Source organism: Pseudomonas sp. GW822-FHT05A08, assembly GCF_058800485.1.
The window spans coordinates 684,976-700,402 of the sequence record NZ_CM179511.1 but is presented as its reverse complement, the minus strand read 5'-3'; the positions used below and the strand labels follow the sequence as shown (position 1 = coordinate 700,402).

The 15,427-nt window shown below is 61.1% G+C and carries 11 protein-coding genes; 6 read left to right on the top strand and 5 right to left on the bottom strand.

Annotated elements, in window-relative coordinates; genetic code table 11:
- Positions 1-105 precede the first annotated feature (105 nt).
- The 3 genes from AC3RCP_RS03185 (at position 106) to AC3RCP_RS03175 (ending at position 2,690) form a co-directional block, all read left to right on the top strand.
- Entirely contained in the window at positions 106-1,998 is a 1,893-nt protein-coding gene (locus AC3RCP_RS03185; protein ID WP_492571380.1) for a methyl-accepting chemotaxis protein, read from the top strand.
- A 90-nt stretch (positions 1,999-2,088) separates the two neighbouring features.
- Positions 2,089-2,361 (top strand): type II toxin-antitoxin system Phd/YefM family antitoxin, encoded by a 273-nt coding sequence (locus AC3RCP_RS03180; RefSeq protein ID WP_492571379.1) that lies wholly within the window; start codon positions 2,089-2,091, stop codon positions 2,359-2,361.
- Positions 2,358-2,690 carry a type II toxin-antitoxin system RelE/ParE family toxin gene (locus AC3RCP_RS03175; RefSeq protein WP_007925929.1) on the top strand — a complete coding sequence of 111 codons (333 nt, stop codon included), beginning with the start codon at positions 2,358-2,360 and terminating at the stop codon, positions 2,688-2,690. Before AC3RCP_RS03180 ends, AC3RCP_RS03175 begins: the two co-directional genes overlap by 4 nt.
- A gap of 124 nt (positions 2,691-2,814) precedes the next feature.
- Here AC3RCP_RS03175 and AC3RCP_RS03170 read toward each other — a convergent pair whose 3' ends face one another.
- The 3 genes from AC3RCP_RS03170 to AC3RCP_RS03160 all read right to left on the bottom strand — a co-directional run bounded on the left by AC3RCP_RS03170 (position 2,815) and on the right by AC3RCP_RS03160 (position 7,079).
- Complete coding sequence (locus AC3RCP_RS03170) at positions 2,815-3,417, bottom strand: DUF924 family protein (protein ID WP_101336604.1); 603 nt, start codon at positions 3,415-3,417, stop codon at positions 2,815-2,817.
- 3 nt (positions 3,418-3,420) lie between these two features.
- Positions 3,421-4,431 carry a class 1 fructose-bisphosphatase gene (locus tag AC3RCP_RS03165; protein WP_007925933.1) on the bottom strand — a complete coding sequence of 337 codons (1,011 nt, stop codon included), beginning with the start codon at positions 4,429-4,431 and terminating at the stop codon, positions 3,421-3,423.
- Positions 4,432-4,628: 197 nt separating this feature from the next.
- Positions 4,629-7,079, bottom strand: coding sequence for a glycogen/starch/alpha-glucan phosphorylase (locus AC3RCP_RS03160; RefSeq protein ID WP_101336603.1), 2,451 nt, complete (start codon positions 7,077-7,079; stop codon positions 4,629-4,631).
- Positions 7,080-7,344: 265 nt separating this feature from the next.
- Here AC3RCP_RS03160 and AC3RCP_RS03155 point away from each other — a divergent pair, with 265 nt between their 5' ends.
- Positions 7,345-7,788 (top strand): YkgJ family cysteine cluster protein, encoded by a 444-nt coding sequence (locus tag AC3RCP_RS03155; RefSeq protein ID WP_023970087.1) that lies wholly within the window; start codon positions 7,345-7,347, stop codon positions 7,786-7,788.
- Positions 7,789-8,057: 269 nt separating this feature from the next.
- Here AC3RCP_RS03155 and typA read toward each other — a convergent pair whose 3' ends face one another.
- On the bottom strand, positions 8,058-9,878 hold the full coding sequence (gene typA / locus AC3RCP_RS03150; RefSeq protein ID WP_009041779.1) for a translational GTPase TypA: 1,821 nt from the start codon (positions 9,876-9,878) through the stop codon (positions 8,058-8,060).
- Between the two features lie 139 nt (positions 9,879-10,017).
- Positions 10,018-11,472, bottom strand: a complete 1,455-nt coding sequence (gene thiI / locus AC3RCP_RS03145; protein ID WP_007929954.1) for a tRNA uracil 4-sulfurtransferase ThiI — start codon at positions 11,470-11,472, stop codon at positions 10,018-10,020.
- Positions 11,473-11,802: 330 nt separating this feature from the next.
- On the opposite strand from thiI, the gene glnA reads away from it, so the two are divergent.
- Together glnA and AC3RCP_RS03135 are read left to right on the top strand one after the other, a co-directional pair.
- A complete protein-coding gene (glnA, locus tag AC3RCP_RS03140; RefSeq protein ID WP_007929953.1) occupies positions 11,803-13,209 on the top strand; it encodes a glutamate--ammonia ligase in 1,407 nt (468 codons plus the stop codon).
- Positions 13,210-13,380: 171 nt separating this feature from the next.
- A complete protein-coding gene (locus AC3RCP_RS03135) occupies positions 13,381-15,414 on the top strand; it encodes a toxin-antitoxin system YwqK family antitoxin (RefSeq protein ID WP_492571378.1) in 2,034 nt (677 codons plus the stop codon).
- The last annotated feature ends 13 nt before the right edge of the window (positions 15,415-15,427 follow it).

Sequence of the window (15,427 nt, the reverse complement as noted above, 5' to 3'; positions counted from 1 at the left end):
GCCTCATTTTTCATGATGGCCAGTCGACATAAAAGCAGCGCAAAAGCTGCCGTTATGGCAAATTGACGCCCCCTCGCTGACCACCCTTTCGCGGTAGTTCACCTAATGACCAGAAACATGAAATTCAGCCATAAGATCCTGCTTGCCGCCGCTCTTGTGGTCGCCGTTGCGTTCGCCTGTTTTATCCTGTTCAACGACTATCGACAGCGCGAGGCCCTGCGCAGCAGCAACGAGTCCTCCATGCAGGAACTCGGCAGCCTGACCAGCAGCAACATCCAGACCTGGCTGGAAAGCCGTATCCAGTTGCTGCACACCCTGGCCCAGCAAATCGCCGTGGACGGCAGCGGCGCCGATGGCCTGAAACGCAGCGTCGGCCTCCCCGCCTACGCCAGCAACTTTCAGCTCAGCTACTTCGGCGGCCAGGACGGCGCGATGTTCTCGGTCCCGGCGGGCAACCGCGCGCCCGACTACGACCCGCGCGCCCGTGGCTGGTACAAGGCGGCCAACTCGGCCCAGCAGACCATCGTCACCGAACCCTACATCGCCGCCTCGTCCGGCAAGCTGGTGATCACCGTCGCCACCCCGGTCCAGCACCAGGGCAGCTTCATCGGCGTCGCCGGCGCCGATATCGACCTGTCCAACGTCAGCGCCATCATCAACTCGCTGAATTTCGGCGGCCATGGCCAGGCGTTCATCGTCAGCGCCGGCGGCAAGATCCTGATCCACCCGGACAGCAAGCTGGTGCTCAAGAACCTCAGCGACGCCTACCCCAATGGCGCCCCGCAGGTCGGCCCGGGCCTGAAGGAAGTCGAGCTGGGCGGCAAGACCCAGCTCATCTCCTTCACCCGCGTCAACGGCGTGCCGGCGGCGAACTGGTACGTGGCGCTGGTGCTGGACAAGGACACCGCGTTCTCGATGCTCAGCGAGTTCCGCACCTCGGCGATCATCGCCATGCTGATTGCCGTAGTGATCATCATCAGCCTGCTGGGCATGCTGATCCGCGTGCTGATGCAGCCGCTGCACCTGATGGGTCGCGCCATGCACGACATCGCCGAGGGCGAAGGCGACCTGACCAAGCGCCTGACCATCCATGGCCACGACGAGTTCGGCACCCTGGGCGTGTCGTTCAACCGTTTCGTCGAACGGGTTCACGGTTCGATCCGCGAAGTCGCCTCGGCCACCGGCCAGGTCAACGAAGTCGCCCTGCGGGTGGTCAGCGCCTCGAACTCGTCGATGTTCAACTCCGGCCAGCAGGCCTCGCGCACCAGCAGCGTCGCTGCGGCCATCAACCAGCTCGGCGCCGCCGCCCAGGAAATCGCCCAGAACGCCGCCCTGGCGTCGCAGCACTCCAGCGATGCGCGCAACCTGGCTGGCGAAGGCCAGGCCGTGGTCGACCAGACCATCGCCGCCATGCAGCAGCTGTCGGCGAAGATCAGCGACTCCTGCGGCCATATCGAAACGCTGAACAGCAACACGGTGAACATCGGGCAGATCCTCGAAGTCATCACCAGCATCTCCCAACAGACCAACCTGCTGGCCCTCAACGCCGCCATCGAAGCCGCCCGCGCCGGTGAGGCCGGCCGTGGTTTCGCGGTGGTCGCCGATGAGGTGCGCAACCTCGCCCACCGCACCCAGGACTCGGCGCAGCAAGTGCAGAAGATGATCGAGGAACTGCAGGTCGGCGCCCGCCAGGCGGTGGACACCATGACCGAAAGCCAGCGCGAGAGCGCAAGCAGCGTCGGCATCGCCAACCAGGCCGGCCAGCGCCTGGGCAGCGTGACCCAGCGCATCGGCGAGATCGACGGCATGAACCAGTCCGTGGCCACCGCCACCGAGGAGCAGACCGCCGTGGTGGAGTCGATCAACGTCGACATCACCGAGATCAACACCCTCAACCAGGAAGGCGTGGAAAACCTGCAGGCGACCCTGCGCGCCTGCGCCGACCTGGAGCAGCAAGCGGCGCGGTTGCAGCAGTTGGTGGGCAGTTTCCGGATTTAACGATCAGCAACACTCAACTCGTCTGGCGCGGCGCACACAGGACTGAATAAAGACTAAACTCAGTCCTGCTTCCCCAGACGAGATGCTCCCATGAAGCTTTCCTCTCAGATCAAACCGATCAGTTACCTGAAAAGCCACACCGCCGAGATCGTCAAAACCATCACCGAAAGCCGTGAGCCCATGATCATTACCCAGAACGGCGAGGCAAAACTGGTGGTCATGGATGTGAAAAGCTTCGAGCAGCAGGAAGAAACCATGGCGCTGCTGAAGATCCTCGCCCTCGGTAATCGTGAGATCGATGAAGGCCAATTCCGCGATGCCCAGGACGTGTTCGACGAACTGGACCAGGCCGACCAACCGTGACATTCAAGGTAGTGCTTCTGCATTCGGCGGAAACCGACCTCATCGAGTTGCGTACCTACCTCACCCAGCGGCTCTCCACCGCTACCTGGCACAACAGCTACAGCAGCCTGAAACAAGCCATTCGCCAACTGGCCACCCTGCCCTACGCCGGGGCGATTCCCGAAGAACTCGAACAACTGCATGTCGGCCACTACCGACAGATACTCTCGGGGATGAATCGAATCATCTATGAAGTACGAGACGCTACCGTCTACATCCATGTCATCGCCGATACCCGCCAAGACCTGCAAACCTTGCTGATGAAGCGGTTACTGCGCGCCAGGCGCTAAGTATTCATGGGTCCTGAAGCCCTATCGCGGGCAATCGAGTGTCGACCGGCCGCTCCTACGGATGCATACACGCGCCTGTAGGAGCGAGGCTTGCCCGCGATAGCGATTACAGAACGCAGAAGAACTAGAAGCTGGAACCCGGCTCGCGCAGGAATGCCAGTTCCTCCGGCGTCGACTCACGCCCGAAAATCTGGTTGCGATGGGGAAAGCGCCCGAAGCGGGCGATGATTTTCTGATGCCGTTCGGCGTAGTCCAGCAGATCGGCGAACACCGGCTGGTCGGCCAGTGGCTGCTCGTCGTGCAAGGCGGCGAACCTGGAGATCGCTTCGTTCTGCACCGCCAGGTTTTCGCAATGCTCGAACACCAGGTAGATAAAGCTGCGCTGCATCGGCGCCAGCTGGCGGTCGAAATCCGCGGCAATACCCTGGGCCACCAGCGCCTGGGCGCGCAGATCGCCGGCAAAGCTCTTGGGGGTTTCGCGATACAGCATGCGCGGCAGCTGGTCGAGCAGCAGCACCAGGGCCAGCCAACCTTGCGGGCGTTGCGCCCACTCGGTCAATCCGCCGGCCAAGGCCTGTTCCACCAGATCCCCGAAACGCTCGTGCGCCTCGAGGTCCTGGCTGTCGCGCTTGCCAAACCACAGCCTGCCCTTTTCAGCCTTGATGTCCGCGGGTTTCTCGGCCGAACCGAACCACCAGTCGAGCAAGGGCTGCCAGGGCGCGGCCATGGGTTATTCCTTGTGGTAGGCGGTGACGCGGGCGACTTCTTCCTTCGAGCCGAGGAACACCGCTACGCGCTGGTGCAGGCCTTCAGGCTGGATGTCGAGAATGCGCTGGTGACCGTCGGTGGAAGCGCCGCCCGCCTGTTCCACCAGGAACGACATCGGGTTGGCTTCGTACATCAGGCGCAGCTTGCCCGGCTTGGATGGCTCGCGGCTGTCGCGCGGGTACATGAACAGGCCACCGCGGGTCAGGATGCGGTGCACGTCGGCGACCATCGCGGCCACCCAGCGCATGTTGTAGTTCTTGTTCAGCGGGCCTTCTTCGCCCGCCAGCAATTCGCTCACGTAACGCTGCACCGGCGCTTCCCAGTGACGCTGGTTGGACATGTTGATGGCGAATTCCTGGGTGCTTTCAGGAATGGTGATGTCTTCGTGGGTCAGCACGAAGCTGCCCATTTCGCGATCCAGGGTGAAACCCTTGACGCCGTCGCCCAGGGTCAGCACCAGCATGGTCTGCGGGCCGTAGATGGCGTAACCGGCGGCAACCTGCTGGGTGCCTGGCTGCAGGAAGGCCTTTTCATTGAGCGGTTCGTTCTGGCTCAGGTATTCGTTCGGGCAACGCAATACCGAGAAGATCGTGCCGACCGGGGCGTTGATGTCGATGTTCGACGAGCCGTCCAGCGGGTCGAATACCAGCAGGTACGCGCCTTTCGGGTATTTGCCCGGGATCTGGTAGGCATTGTCCATTTCCTCGGACGCCATGCCGGCCAGGTGGCCGCCCCATTCGTTGGCTTCGAGCAGGATCTCGTTGGAGAGCACGTCGAGCTTCTTCTGCACTTCGCCTTGGACGTTTTCAGTGCCCATGCTGCCCAGAACACCGCCCAGGGCGCCTTTGGACACGGCATGGCTGATCTCCTTGCAGGCACGCGCCACCACTTCGATCAGGAAGCGCAGATCGGCAGGAGTGTTGTTGCTGCGGGTCTGCTCAATCAAATAGCGACTCAGGGTAACGCGGGACATGGACGGCTCCGGAGGAATGGGGGGCTAAAAACCCGCGCAGTTTAACGCGAGTCGGGGTGCATTTCCTCCTATGAGACGAGATCCGCCACAGAGAGTTCATGCATGGGGTTGAGCGTAGCCCGAAATCCGATCCGTAGCCGTTGGCGCAGGCTGCGATAGCCTGCGCCCTTTAGACGCTACGGGGACCGCCGAGCGGCCTATTCCAGAGCCTTCCAGATCTGTGTGGCGTACTCGCGAATGGTCCGGTCCGAAGAGAACCAGCCCATGCGCGCGCTGTTGAGCACCGCCGAACGCCACCATTGATTGCTGTCGCGCCAGCGCTCTTCGACATGCAGCTGGGCATTCCAGTAGGAGTCGAAATCGGCGCACACATGGAAGCGGTCATAGTCGACCAGCGAATCGATCAGCCCGGAGTAACGGGCCGGATCGTCCGGCGAAAATACCCCGCCACGAATCGCCTGCAGCACATCGTTGAGACGATGGGAGGCGGCGATGTCCGGCACCGCGCTGAATTCGCCATTGCGTTTACGTGCCTCCACCTGCTGGGCGCTGAGGCCGAAGATGAACATGTGCTCGGCGCCGACCCGCTCGCACATCTCGACGTTGGCGCCGTCCAGGGTGCCGATGGTCAGCGCGCCATTGAGGCCGAACTTCATGTTGCTGGTGCCCGAGGCCTCGAAACCGGCAGTGGAAATCTGCTCCGACAGGTCCGCCGCCGGGATGATGCTTTCGGCCAGGCTGACGTTGTAGTTGGGCAGGAACACCACCTTGAGCAGGCCGCGCACGGTCGGGTCGTTGTTCACCGTGCGGGCGATGTCGTTGCTCAGTTTGATGATCAGTTTGGCCTGGTGGTAACTGGCCGCGGCCTTGCCGGCGAAGATCTTCACCCGCGGTACCCAGTCGATTTCCGGCTCGGCGCGGATCGCCTGGTACAGCGCCACCGTGTGCATCAGGTTGAGCAGTTGGCGCTTGTACTCATGGATCCGTTTGACCTGGACGTCGAACAGCGCCGCCGGATTGACCGCGATGCCCAGCCGTTCATGGATGATCGCCGCCAGCGCGCGCTTGCTGTGCAGGCGCTGTTCGGCGAACTGCTTGCGAAAGGCCGGCTTCTCGGCGAAGGGTTCGAGCTTGAGCAACAGCTCCTCGGGGTTGTCCAGCAGCTCCGGGCCCACGGCTTCGACCAGCATCGCCGTCAGCTTGGGGTTGGCCTGGTACAGCCAGCGGCGGAAGGTGATGCCGTTGGTCTTGTTGTTGATCCGCTCCGGATACAGCTTGTGCAGCTCGGAAAACACCGTGCTGCGCATCAGCTGGGTGTGCAGGCCGGACACGCCGTTGACGCTATGGGAACCAAGAAACGCCAGGTTGCCCATGCGCACCCGGCGGCCGTTATCTTCTTCGATCAGCGACACCGCACGCAGCACGTCGAAGTCGTGGATGCCCTTGGCCCGCAGCGAATCGATGTGCTGGGCGTTGATCAGGTAAATGATCTGCATGTGCCGCGGCAGCATGCGTTCCATCAGGCCCACCGGCCAGGTTTCCAGGGCTTCGGGCAGTAGCGTGTGGTTGGTGTAGGCCAGGGTTTCGACGGTGATCTGCCAGGCCGCGTCCCAGGCGATGCCGTGCAGGTCCACCAGCTGGCGCATCAACTCGGCCACGGCGATCGACGGGTGCGTGTCGTTGAGCTGGATCGCCGCATGCTCACCGAGGCTGAGCACCGAGTCGTGCATGTTCTTGTGCCGACGCAGCAGGTCCTGCAGGGACGCGGAGACAAAGAAGTATTCCTGGCGCAGGCGCAGTTCCTGGCCGGCTTCGGTGCTGTCCGCCGGGTAGAGCACCCGGGAGATGCTCTCGGCCCGGGCCACCTCGGCCACCGCGCCCAGGTGGTCGCCGGCGTTGAAGCGTTCCAGGTGCAGGTCTTCCATGGCCCGCGCCCGCCACAGGCGCAAGGTGTTGACGCTGGCACCGCGCCAGCCGACCACCGGGGTGTCGTAGGCCACCGCGCGCACGGTTTCCGCCGGCCACCAGACCTGCCGGGCGTGGCCGGCCTCGTCGGTGACGGTCTCGACGCTGCCGCCGAAGCCGATCGAATAGATCACTTCGGGGCGCTCGAACTCCCAGGGGTTGCCGAAGTCCAGCCAGTGCTCGGTCTGCTCCTGCTGCCAGCCATCGACGATGGCCTGGCGGAACAAACCGTGTTCATAACGAATGCCGTAGCCGTGGCCGGCGATGCCCAGGGTCGACATGCTTTCCATGAAGCACGCCGCCAGGCGGCCGAGGCCACCATTGCCCAGCGCCGCATCCGGCTCCAGCAGGCGGATGCGTTCCATATCGACGCCCAGGTCGTTCAGCGCATCGCGCGCCACGTCCAGCAGCCCGAGGTTGCTCAGGCTGTCGTAGAGCAGGCGACCGATGAGGAACTCCAGGGACAGGTAGTAAACGCGTTTCTGGCCCTTGCGGTAGATCTGCCGCGTATGGTCCATCCAGTGCTCGACCATGTGATCGCGCGCCGCCAGGGCGATGGCTTCGAACCAGTCATGGTCGAAGGCGTGGTCCGGGTCTTTGCCCACCGCGTAGGTGAGTTTGGTCAGGACGGCGTCGCGAAAAGCGGCCACCTCAGCGTCACGAACTTGCAGTTCCTGAGTCATGAATACGACCTCGAGCGAGATAGACAGTGAGCATGGAATTGTCTGAGCCTAGTCGGTCTGACAGGAGCCAAAGACTCTGGTTCGGTGCGTCGTGCGATTGCCCGAGCAGAGGCGGCGTCTCCCGCGGCAGCTGGCAAAAATGATGCAGATGCCGTGCCGACCCTCGCACTCCCCTTGGGCAGGCGCAAATTCCGTTAAATGGTTGTTCAAAAATCCACCAGTACCGGTATGATCGCGCGCCCTGATACACACGCTGGAAACAAGCCTGATGAAGTCCAACCTGATCGCCGCCGCGGAAATCGACCGACTCGATACCTGGGCCAAGTATTCCGCGCCCATGTGCGGCTCCTGCATGTCCAGCTGCTGCACCCTGCCGGTGGAGGTCAAGATCAAGGATCTGATCCGCATCGGCATCGTCGACGAATTCGAGCGCGGCGAGCCGGCGAAGAACATCGCCAAGCGCCTGCAGAAGGAAGGCATCGTCGAGCGCTACAACCAGAAGTCCGAAATCTTCACCCTGCAGCGCATGAGTAACAACGACTGCCTGTATCTGGATCGTAAGAGCCGCCTGTGCACCATTTATGACAAGCGCCCGGACACCTGCCGCAACCACCCGAAGATCGGCCCGCGCCCAGGCTATTGCGCGTACAAGCCCAAGCCGGTGGAGCGCCCGACCAACACCAGCAGCCGGACCCTGGAACGCTTCTGAGCCTCGACCTGCGCCTGCAACCCCGTTCCCCGCGTAACCCTGCCGCCCTGTAGCCGCTGCCGAGCCTTGGCGAGGCTGCGATCGGCTGCAAAGCAGCCGCAGTACGGGCCACCGCAGAGTTTCAGATACACCGTTTTACGACCGCTACGCGGTCGATCGCAGCCTCGCAGGCTCGGCAGCGGCTACAGGACCCGAGCTTTTTCACAGATCAAAAAAAACGCCCCCGGCCTTTCGACCGGGGGCGTTTTCATTCAGCCTGAACTAAAGGATCAGTTCTTGGCTTTCTTGGCAGCGCGGGTACGCTCGCCTTCGTCCAGGATCTTCTTGCGAAGACGGATGGACTTAGGAGTCACTTCGCACAGCTCGTCGTCCTGGATGAATTCCAGAGCCTGTTCCAGGGTGAAACGAACCGGCGGAACCAGGGCGATGGTTTCGTCCTTGCCCGAAGCACGCATGTTGTCGAGCTTCTTGCCTTTGGTTGGGTTCACACCCAGGTCGTTGTCACGGCTGTTCAGACCAACGATCTGACCGTTGTAGATTTCCTGGCCGTGCTCGACGAACAGCTTGCCGCGCGCCTGCAGGGTTTCCAGGGAGTAGGTCAGGGCCTTGCCAGTCTCGACCGAAACCAGTACGCCGTTCTGACGACCGGACATGTGGCCGGACTTCATCGGAGCGTAGCGATCGAAGATCGAGGTCAGGATGCCTGCACCGTTGGTCAGGGTCAGGAACTGGTTACGGAAACCGATCAGACCACGGGCTGGAATGTTGTATTCCAGGCGTACACGGCCCTTGCCATCCGGAACCATGTTGCTCAGGTCGCCCTTACGCAGACCCATTTCTTCCATGACCTTGCCCTGGGATTCTTCAGGGATGTCGATGGTGACGTTTTCGAACGGTTCCTGCTTCACGCCGTCGACTTCACGGATGATCACTTCAGGACGGCCAACGCCCATTTCGAAACCTTCGCGACGCATGGTTTCGATCAGTACCGACAGGTGCAGCTCACCACGGCCGGAAACCTTGAACTTGTCGGCCGAGTCGCCTTCTTCAACGCGCAGTGCAACGTTGTACAGCAGCTCTTTGTCCAGACGTTCCTTGATGTTACGGCTGGTCACGAACTTGCCTTCTTTACCGCAGAATGGCGAGTCGTTGACCTGGAAGGTCATGGAAACGGTCGGCTCGTCGACGGTCAGCGGCTTCATCGCTTCGACAGCGGTCGGGTCGCACAGGGTGTCGGAGATGAACAGCTCGTCGAAACCGCTGATGCAGACGATGTCGCCGGCAGCCGCTTCTTCAACGTCCACACGGTGCAGACCGTGGTGCCCCATCAGCTTCAGGATACGGCCGTTGCGCTTCTTGCCGTCGACGTCGATAGCGACAACCGGGGTGTTCGGCTTGACGCGACCGCGAGCGATACGGCCAACGCCGATCACACCCAGGAAGCTGTTGTAGTCCAGAGCGGAGATCTGCATCTGGAACGGACCGTCACGGTCAACGGCCGGAGCCGGAACGTTGTCGACGATCGACTGGTACAGCGGGGTCATGTCTTCGGCCATGTCGGTGTGGTCCAGACCGGCAATACCGTTCAGGGCCGAGGCGTAGACGACTTTGAAGTCCAGCTGTTCTTCGGTGGCGCCCAGGTTGTCGAACAGGTCGAAGATCTGGTCCAGAACCCAGTCAGGACGCGCGCCTGGACGGTCGACCTTGTTGATGACCACGATCGGACGCAGGCCGGCTTCGAACGCCTTCTTGGTCACGAAACGGGTTTGCGGCATAGGGCCGTCTTGAGCGTCGACCAGCAGCAGAACGGAGTCGACCATCGACATTACGCGTTCAACTTCGCCGCCGAAGTCGGCGTGGCCCGGGGTGTCCACGATGTTGATGTGGTAGCCGTTCCAGTTGATGGCGGTGTTTTTCGCCAGGATGGTAATACCGCGCTCTTTTTCCTGGTCGTTGGAGTCCATCACGCGCTCGTCGTTGAGCTCGTTGCGCTCCAGGGTGCCGGATTGACGCAGGAGTTTGTCTACCAGGGTGGTTTTACCGTGGTCAACGTGAGCAATGATGGCGATGTTGCGTAGATTTTCGATCACTTGTGTATCTCGATCAGAGGATTCGGTGTGCTGACAACTGCTGGCAGCGATTAACAATAGAGTCCGGCAAGGCCGTTACAGCTTGACGGTGGCGTCGGGGGGCCGGTGACGCAAGCCACAGGCAAACAGCCCCGGGCACTTAGCTCGGTCTATAAACGCGCACATTGGCATGTCCCTCACTGAGCAGATGGTGAGCATGCAGGCGACTCATGACGCCTTTGTCGCAATACAGCAGGTACTGGCGAGTAGGGTCCAGTTCCTTGAAGCGTGCATTCAATGCATAGAACGGCAGCGCTTTTATCTCGATGCCAGAAAGTGTCAGCGGGTCGTCTTCCTGAGCATCCGGATGACGGATGTCGATCACGATCTGGCCCGCCAGCGCCTCGCTGACTTCTTCGATCTGCAAATCCTGGCCCAGTTCGTCGATCACCCGATCGATCGGCACCAGTTTGGCCCGCTCGATCGCACGCTCGAGCACCGCCATGTCGAATTCTTTCTCTTCATGCTCCACGCGATGGCGCTTGGCGTGGGTCTTGGGGTTCACCGAGATGACCCCGCAGTACTCCGGCATGTGCTTGGCGAAGTCGGCGGTGCCGATTTCGTTGGCCAGGTCGATGATGTCCTGCTTGTGGCTGGCGATCAGCGGGCGCAGCACCAGCTTGTCGGTCACGCAGTCGATGACCGAGAGGTTCGGCAGGGTCTGGCTCGACACCTGGGAAATCGCCTCGCCGGTGACCAGCGCGTCGATGTGCAGGCGGTCGGCGATGCTCGACGCGGCACGCAACATCATACGCTTCAAAATGACGCCCATATGACTGTTGTCGACTTTGCCGAGGATTTCGCCGAGCACTTCCTCGAACGGCACGCTGACGAACAGCACGCGCTGGGAGCTGCCGTACTTCTTCCAGATATAGTGCGCGACTTCCATCACGCCCAATTCGTGGGCACGCCCGCCCAGGTTGAAGAAGCAGAAGTGGCTCATCAGGCCGCGACGCATGATCTGGTAGGCCGCCACCGTGGAATCGAAACCGCCGGACATCAAAACCAGGGTCTGCTCCAGGGCGCCCAGCGGGTAACCGCCGATGCTGTTGTGCTGGCTGTGGATCACGAACAACCGTTGGTCGCGAATTTCCATCCGCACTTCGATTTCCGGCTCTTTCAGGGAAATCCCGGCTGCGCCGCACTGTCGGCGCAGCTGGCTGCCGACGTATTTCTCCACGTCCATGGAGCTGAATTCATGCTTGCCGGCACGCTTGCAGCGCACGGCGAAAACTTTCCCCGACAGCGCCTCGCCAAAGTGCTGCTTGCACTTGGCGACTATGTCGTCGAAGTCGCCCAGCGGGTATTCATCGACCTGCAGGAAATGCGCGATGCCCGGCATGCAACTCAGACGCTCGGTCATCTCCTTCAAGGCTTTCGGCTCGCTGACGGCGGTTTCCAGCTCGAGGTTGTCCCACACACCATTGACCACCACAGCCGGGTCCAGATCGCGGAGCACGGCACGGATGTTCTTGGCCAGCTGACGGATGAAACGCGTCCGTACCGGGCGGCTCTTGATGGTGATTTCCGGGAAAACTTTAACGATTAGTTTCATGAAAACAGCGCGCGCTGGGCCAGCCGAAAAAGGGGGGCGCGGATTATAGCGGAAATTGCTCAAGGTTTAACCAATTAATGTGCACCGGGTTTTTCGTGCACCAAAACAGGTCATGGCCAGATAAAAACGCAACATTGCGGTGCGCCGGTTTGCCAATCTGGCCCAAATACCCCCCGGAATGCGTGAGTTTGGGGCATAAAACCCAACTCGGGGCACTGGCATGCAATTTGCTCCCTTGTGAGGCAGGTTGCCATGGCAGAGTATCTGCGCCGGCATCACCCACATTCTAAGGGCACACCAACACTCGCCCGAAGCCACCCGGAGGACACTATGTCGAAGTCGGTTCAACTCATCAAAGATCATGACGTCAAATGGATTGATCTGCGCTTCACTGACACCAAAGGCACTCAGCACCACGTGACCATGCCGGCCCGTGATGCGCTGGATGACGATTTCTTCGAAATCGGCAAAATGTTCGACGGTTCCTCCATCGCTGGCTGGAAAGGCATCGAAGCCTCCGACATGATCCTGATGCCGGTTGACGAAACCGCCGTCCTGGACCCGTTCACCGAAGAGCCGACCCTGATCCTGGTCTGCGACATCATCGAACCTTCGACCATGCAGGGCTACGATCGCGACCCACGCGCCATCGCCAAGCGTGCCGAGGAATACCTGAAGTCCACCGGTATCGGCGACACCGTATTCGTAGGTCCAGAGCCTGAGTTCTTCATCTTCGACGAAGTGAAGTTCAAGTCCGACATCTCCGGCTCCATGTTCAAGATCTTCTCCGAGCAAGGCTCGTGGATGTCCGACCAGGACGTGGAAGGCGGCAACAAAGGCCACCGTCCAGGCGTCAAAGGCGGCTACTTCCCGGTTCCTCCGTTCGACCACGACCACGAAATCCGTACCTCCATGTGTAATGCCATGGAAGAAATGGGCCTGGTCATCGAAGTTCACCACCACGAAGTGGCGACTGCCGGCCAGAACGAAATCGGCGTGAAGTTCAACACCCTGGTCAACAAGGGCGACGAAGTTCAGACCCTGAAGTACTGCGTGCACAACGTGGCCGATGCCTACGGCCGCACCGCGACCTTCATGCCTAAGCCTCTGTACGGCGACAACGGCTCGGGTATGCACGTGCACATGTCCATCTCCAAAGATGGCAAGAACACCTTCGCTGGCGAAGGTTATGCCGGCCTGTCCGACACCGCCCTGTACTTCATCGGCGGCATCATCAAGCACGGCAAGGCCCTGAACGGTTTCACCAACCCTTCGACCAACTCCTACAAGCGTCTGGTCCCAGGCTTCGAAGCTCCGGTCATGCTGGCCTACTCGGCTCGCAACCGTTCCGCTTCGATCCGTATCCCTTACGTGTCGAGCCCTAAAGCCCGCCGTATCGAAGCACGCTTCCCGGATCCGGCTGCCAACCCATACCTGGCCTTCGCTGCCCTGCTGATGGCCGGCCTGGACGGTATCCAGAACAAGATCCACCCTGGCGACGCGGCTGACAAAAACCTGTACGACCTGCCGCCTGAAGAGGCGAAAGAGATCCCACAAGTTTGCGGCAGCCTGAAAGAAGCCCTGGAAGAGCTGGACAAAGGTCGTGCGTTCCTGACCAAAGGCGGCGTTTTCAGCGACGACTTCATCGACGCTTACATCGCCCTGAAAAGCGAAGAAGAAATCAAGGTCCGCACCTTCGTACACCCACTGGAATACGAGCTGTACTACAGCTGCTGATCCGGTAGCGCCGCCCCACGCGGCGTGACATGCTACGTAACAAGAAAAAAGGCCTCCCTCGGGAGGCCTTTTTTCTTGCCCGCCCATAGCCCCGGAGCATTCCCCCGGGTTATTCATCCATGGATAATCCGCGCCTCTCGCGCCCTCTGTCCGGCGCCTCGAGGGATTCGTATGCAGTGGACTCGTTCTCTCGGCCTGATCGCCTGCCTGGCGTTCGGCAGCACCCAGGCCGCTCCTTTCTATGCCGGCAAGTCACTGGCCCACCCGCTGATCACCGGCCTGGCGGAAAGCTCGGCGACCCTGGCCTTTATCAAGCAGGGTGGCGGCGTCAAAGGTTATTACTCGGTCGACCCGAACGAGAGCCAGCCGCAGCTGCTCGACGACTTCGGCGATGCAACCATCGAGTCGGTGTTCAACATCGCCCTGGACGATGAGTCCCTGACCCGCCTGGTGCTGTTCAAACAGCGCGGCCAATACCGCGTGCATGCCTATCGCTATAACGAAAGCGACCACCTCTACCAGCGCCTGGAAAAACTGCAACCCGCCCTGGAGCGCATCGCCAAAGACCGCAAGAAACTCGATGCCCCGACGGTGAAACAGGCCCTGCGCCAACTGACACCGCTGAACTACAGCTACTTCTACGAAGACTCGGGTATCGAGGAATTCGACCGGCTCGACCATTCGGCCGGCACCCTGGTGGGTTACTTCGACCAGAACGGGCAGCCCATCACCGCCCATCCGCCCGGAGCTGAGCAGTACAGCTACAAAAAGACCTTCGCCGAAAAGGACGGACGCTTTCTCACCGCCACCTACTGGCGCGGCGAAACGCCTGCGCTGGAGGACGAGCCCCTGCTGTACAACTACCGGGCCAGCCGCATCGCCTGGGAAACCGAACCGCGACGCTTCACTGGCAGCGAGGACGGGGCCTGCGTGGAATACTCCGATTCCGGCGGTGCCGTTGCCGCCCAGGGTGCCTATGCCCACGGCCAACGCACCGGCGAATGGAGTTTTTCCAACCCGGACGATGGCTGGACCCATGGCCGCTATGTCGATGGCAAGCGCCAGGGGCAGTGGACCGAAACCTACCGCTGGCAATCCGCAACCGGCGAGTATCGGGACGATCTGCGTGAGGGACGCTGGGTGCTGTCCTACGACGAAGGAGGCGAATCCGCTGTCACTGGCTTCCAGACCTATGTCCATGGCGTGCTCAACGGCCCGAGCGAAGAGAAGGTGGACGGCTTCACCGAAAGCGGCAGCTACCGCAACGACAAACGCGAAGGACCATGGGTTACCCAAGCAGGTCGCGGCAACTTCGAGAACGGCCTGAAAAGCGGCCCCTGGATACTCAAGACGGACAAGGGCCATAGCCAGAGCGTGAACTTCGTCGCCGATAAAAAAGACGGCGAGTTGCGCGAAACCGACGCCAATGGCGTGCTGGTCCTGATCGAGCATTACCAGGCAGATGTGCTGTCCGGCACCCGCGAAGGCTATAGCCCCAGCGGCAACCTGCAGTACTCGCAGCACTATGAGAATGGCAAACGGGAAGGCCGCTCACTGGGTTACAGCGAAGACGGCAAGCTGATCAGCGATATTTCCTGGCACAACGATCGGTACGAAGGCCCTCACCTGACCTTCCTGCGTGACGGGACGCCGGCCACGGTCGGGCGCTTCGAGGGAGGGCGCTTTGTCGGCCTGATGAAACAATACGATCAGGACGGAGTGCTTTATGAGGAAGCCAACTGGTGCCGCTTCGACAAGTTCGGCTCAACCGTCGAACGCTGTGGAAAACAACGGCGGTTCACCCACGGAAAGCTGTCCTGGGAAACGGACTTTCTCTTTGGCAGCCCCCAAGGCTCCATCGAGTACAACTATGAAACAGGCCAAAAGACCCGCGAGAAGATCATCGGCGACAATGACCAGATCACTCAGCTCACCTACTACGACAATGGGCAGGTCGAGTGCCAGAAAAACTCGGTGGGTTTCACCTGGATGACCATCAACCAGCAACAGGTGAAAAGTCATGAGTCCAACGGCCAACTGGTCGGCGAACAGCTGTGCTATCACCGCAACGGCGCGGTCAAGAGCCGCGAGCTGATCGACAACGGCTTGAGCGCCTGCCGGATCGTCTATGACGAAAGCGGCCAGCGACTGTCTTCCAGTCCAACCAATTGCGGGGCGCCCGCGACTGTCGCGGCCGGCCAATGACCCACCTTGCACC

Excerpts from the sequence above, each read along its gene's own strand:
- AC3RCP_RS03180 (WP_492571379.1), top strand. The coding sequence starts at position 2,089 with ATGAAGCTTTCCTCTCAGATCAAACCGATCAGTTACCTGAAAAGCCAC.
- AC3RCP_RS03135 (WP_492571378.1), top strand. The coding sequence starts at position 13,381 with ATGCAGTGGACTCGTTCTCTCGGCCTGATCGCCTGCCTGGCGTTCGGC.
- thiI (WP_007929954.1), bottom strand. The coding sequence starts at position 11,472 with ATGAAACTAATCGTTAAAGTTTTCCCGGAAATCACCATCAAGAGCCGC.
- glnA (WP_007929953.1), top strand. The coding sequence starts at position 11,803 with ATGTCGAAGTCGGTTCAACTCATCAAAGATCATGACGTCAAATGGATT.
- AC3RCP_RS03160 (WP_101336603.1), bottom strand. The coding sequence starts at position 7,079 with ATGACTCAGGAACTGCAAGTTCGTGACGCTGAGGTGGCCGCTTTTCGC.
- AC3RCP_RS03165 (WP_007925933.1), bottom strand. The coding sequence starts at position 4,431 with ATGTCCCGCGTTACCCTGAGTCGCTATTTGATTGAGCAGACCCGCAGC.
- AC3RCP_RS03170 (WP_101336604.1), bottom strand. The coding sequence starts at position 3,417 with ATGGCCGCGCCCTGGCAGCCCTTGCTCGACTGGTGGTTCGGTTCGGCC.
- AC3RCP_RS03185 (WP_492571380.1), top strand. The coding sequence starts at position 106 with ATGACCAGAAACATGAAATTCAGCCATAAGATCCTGCTTGCCGCCGCT.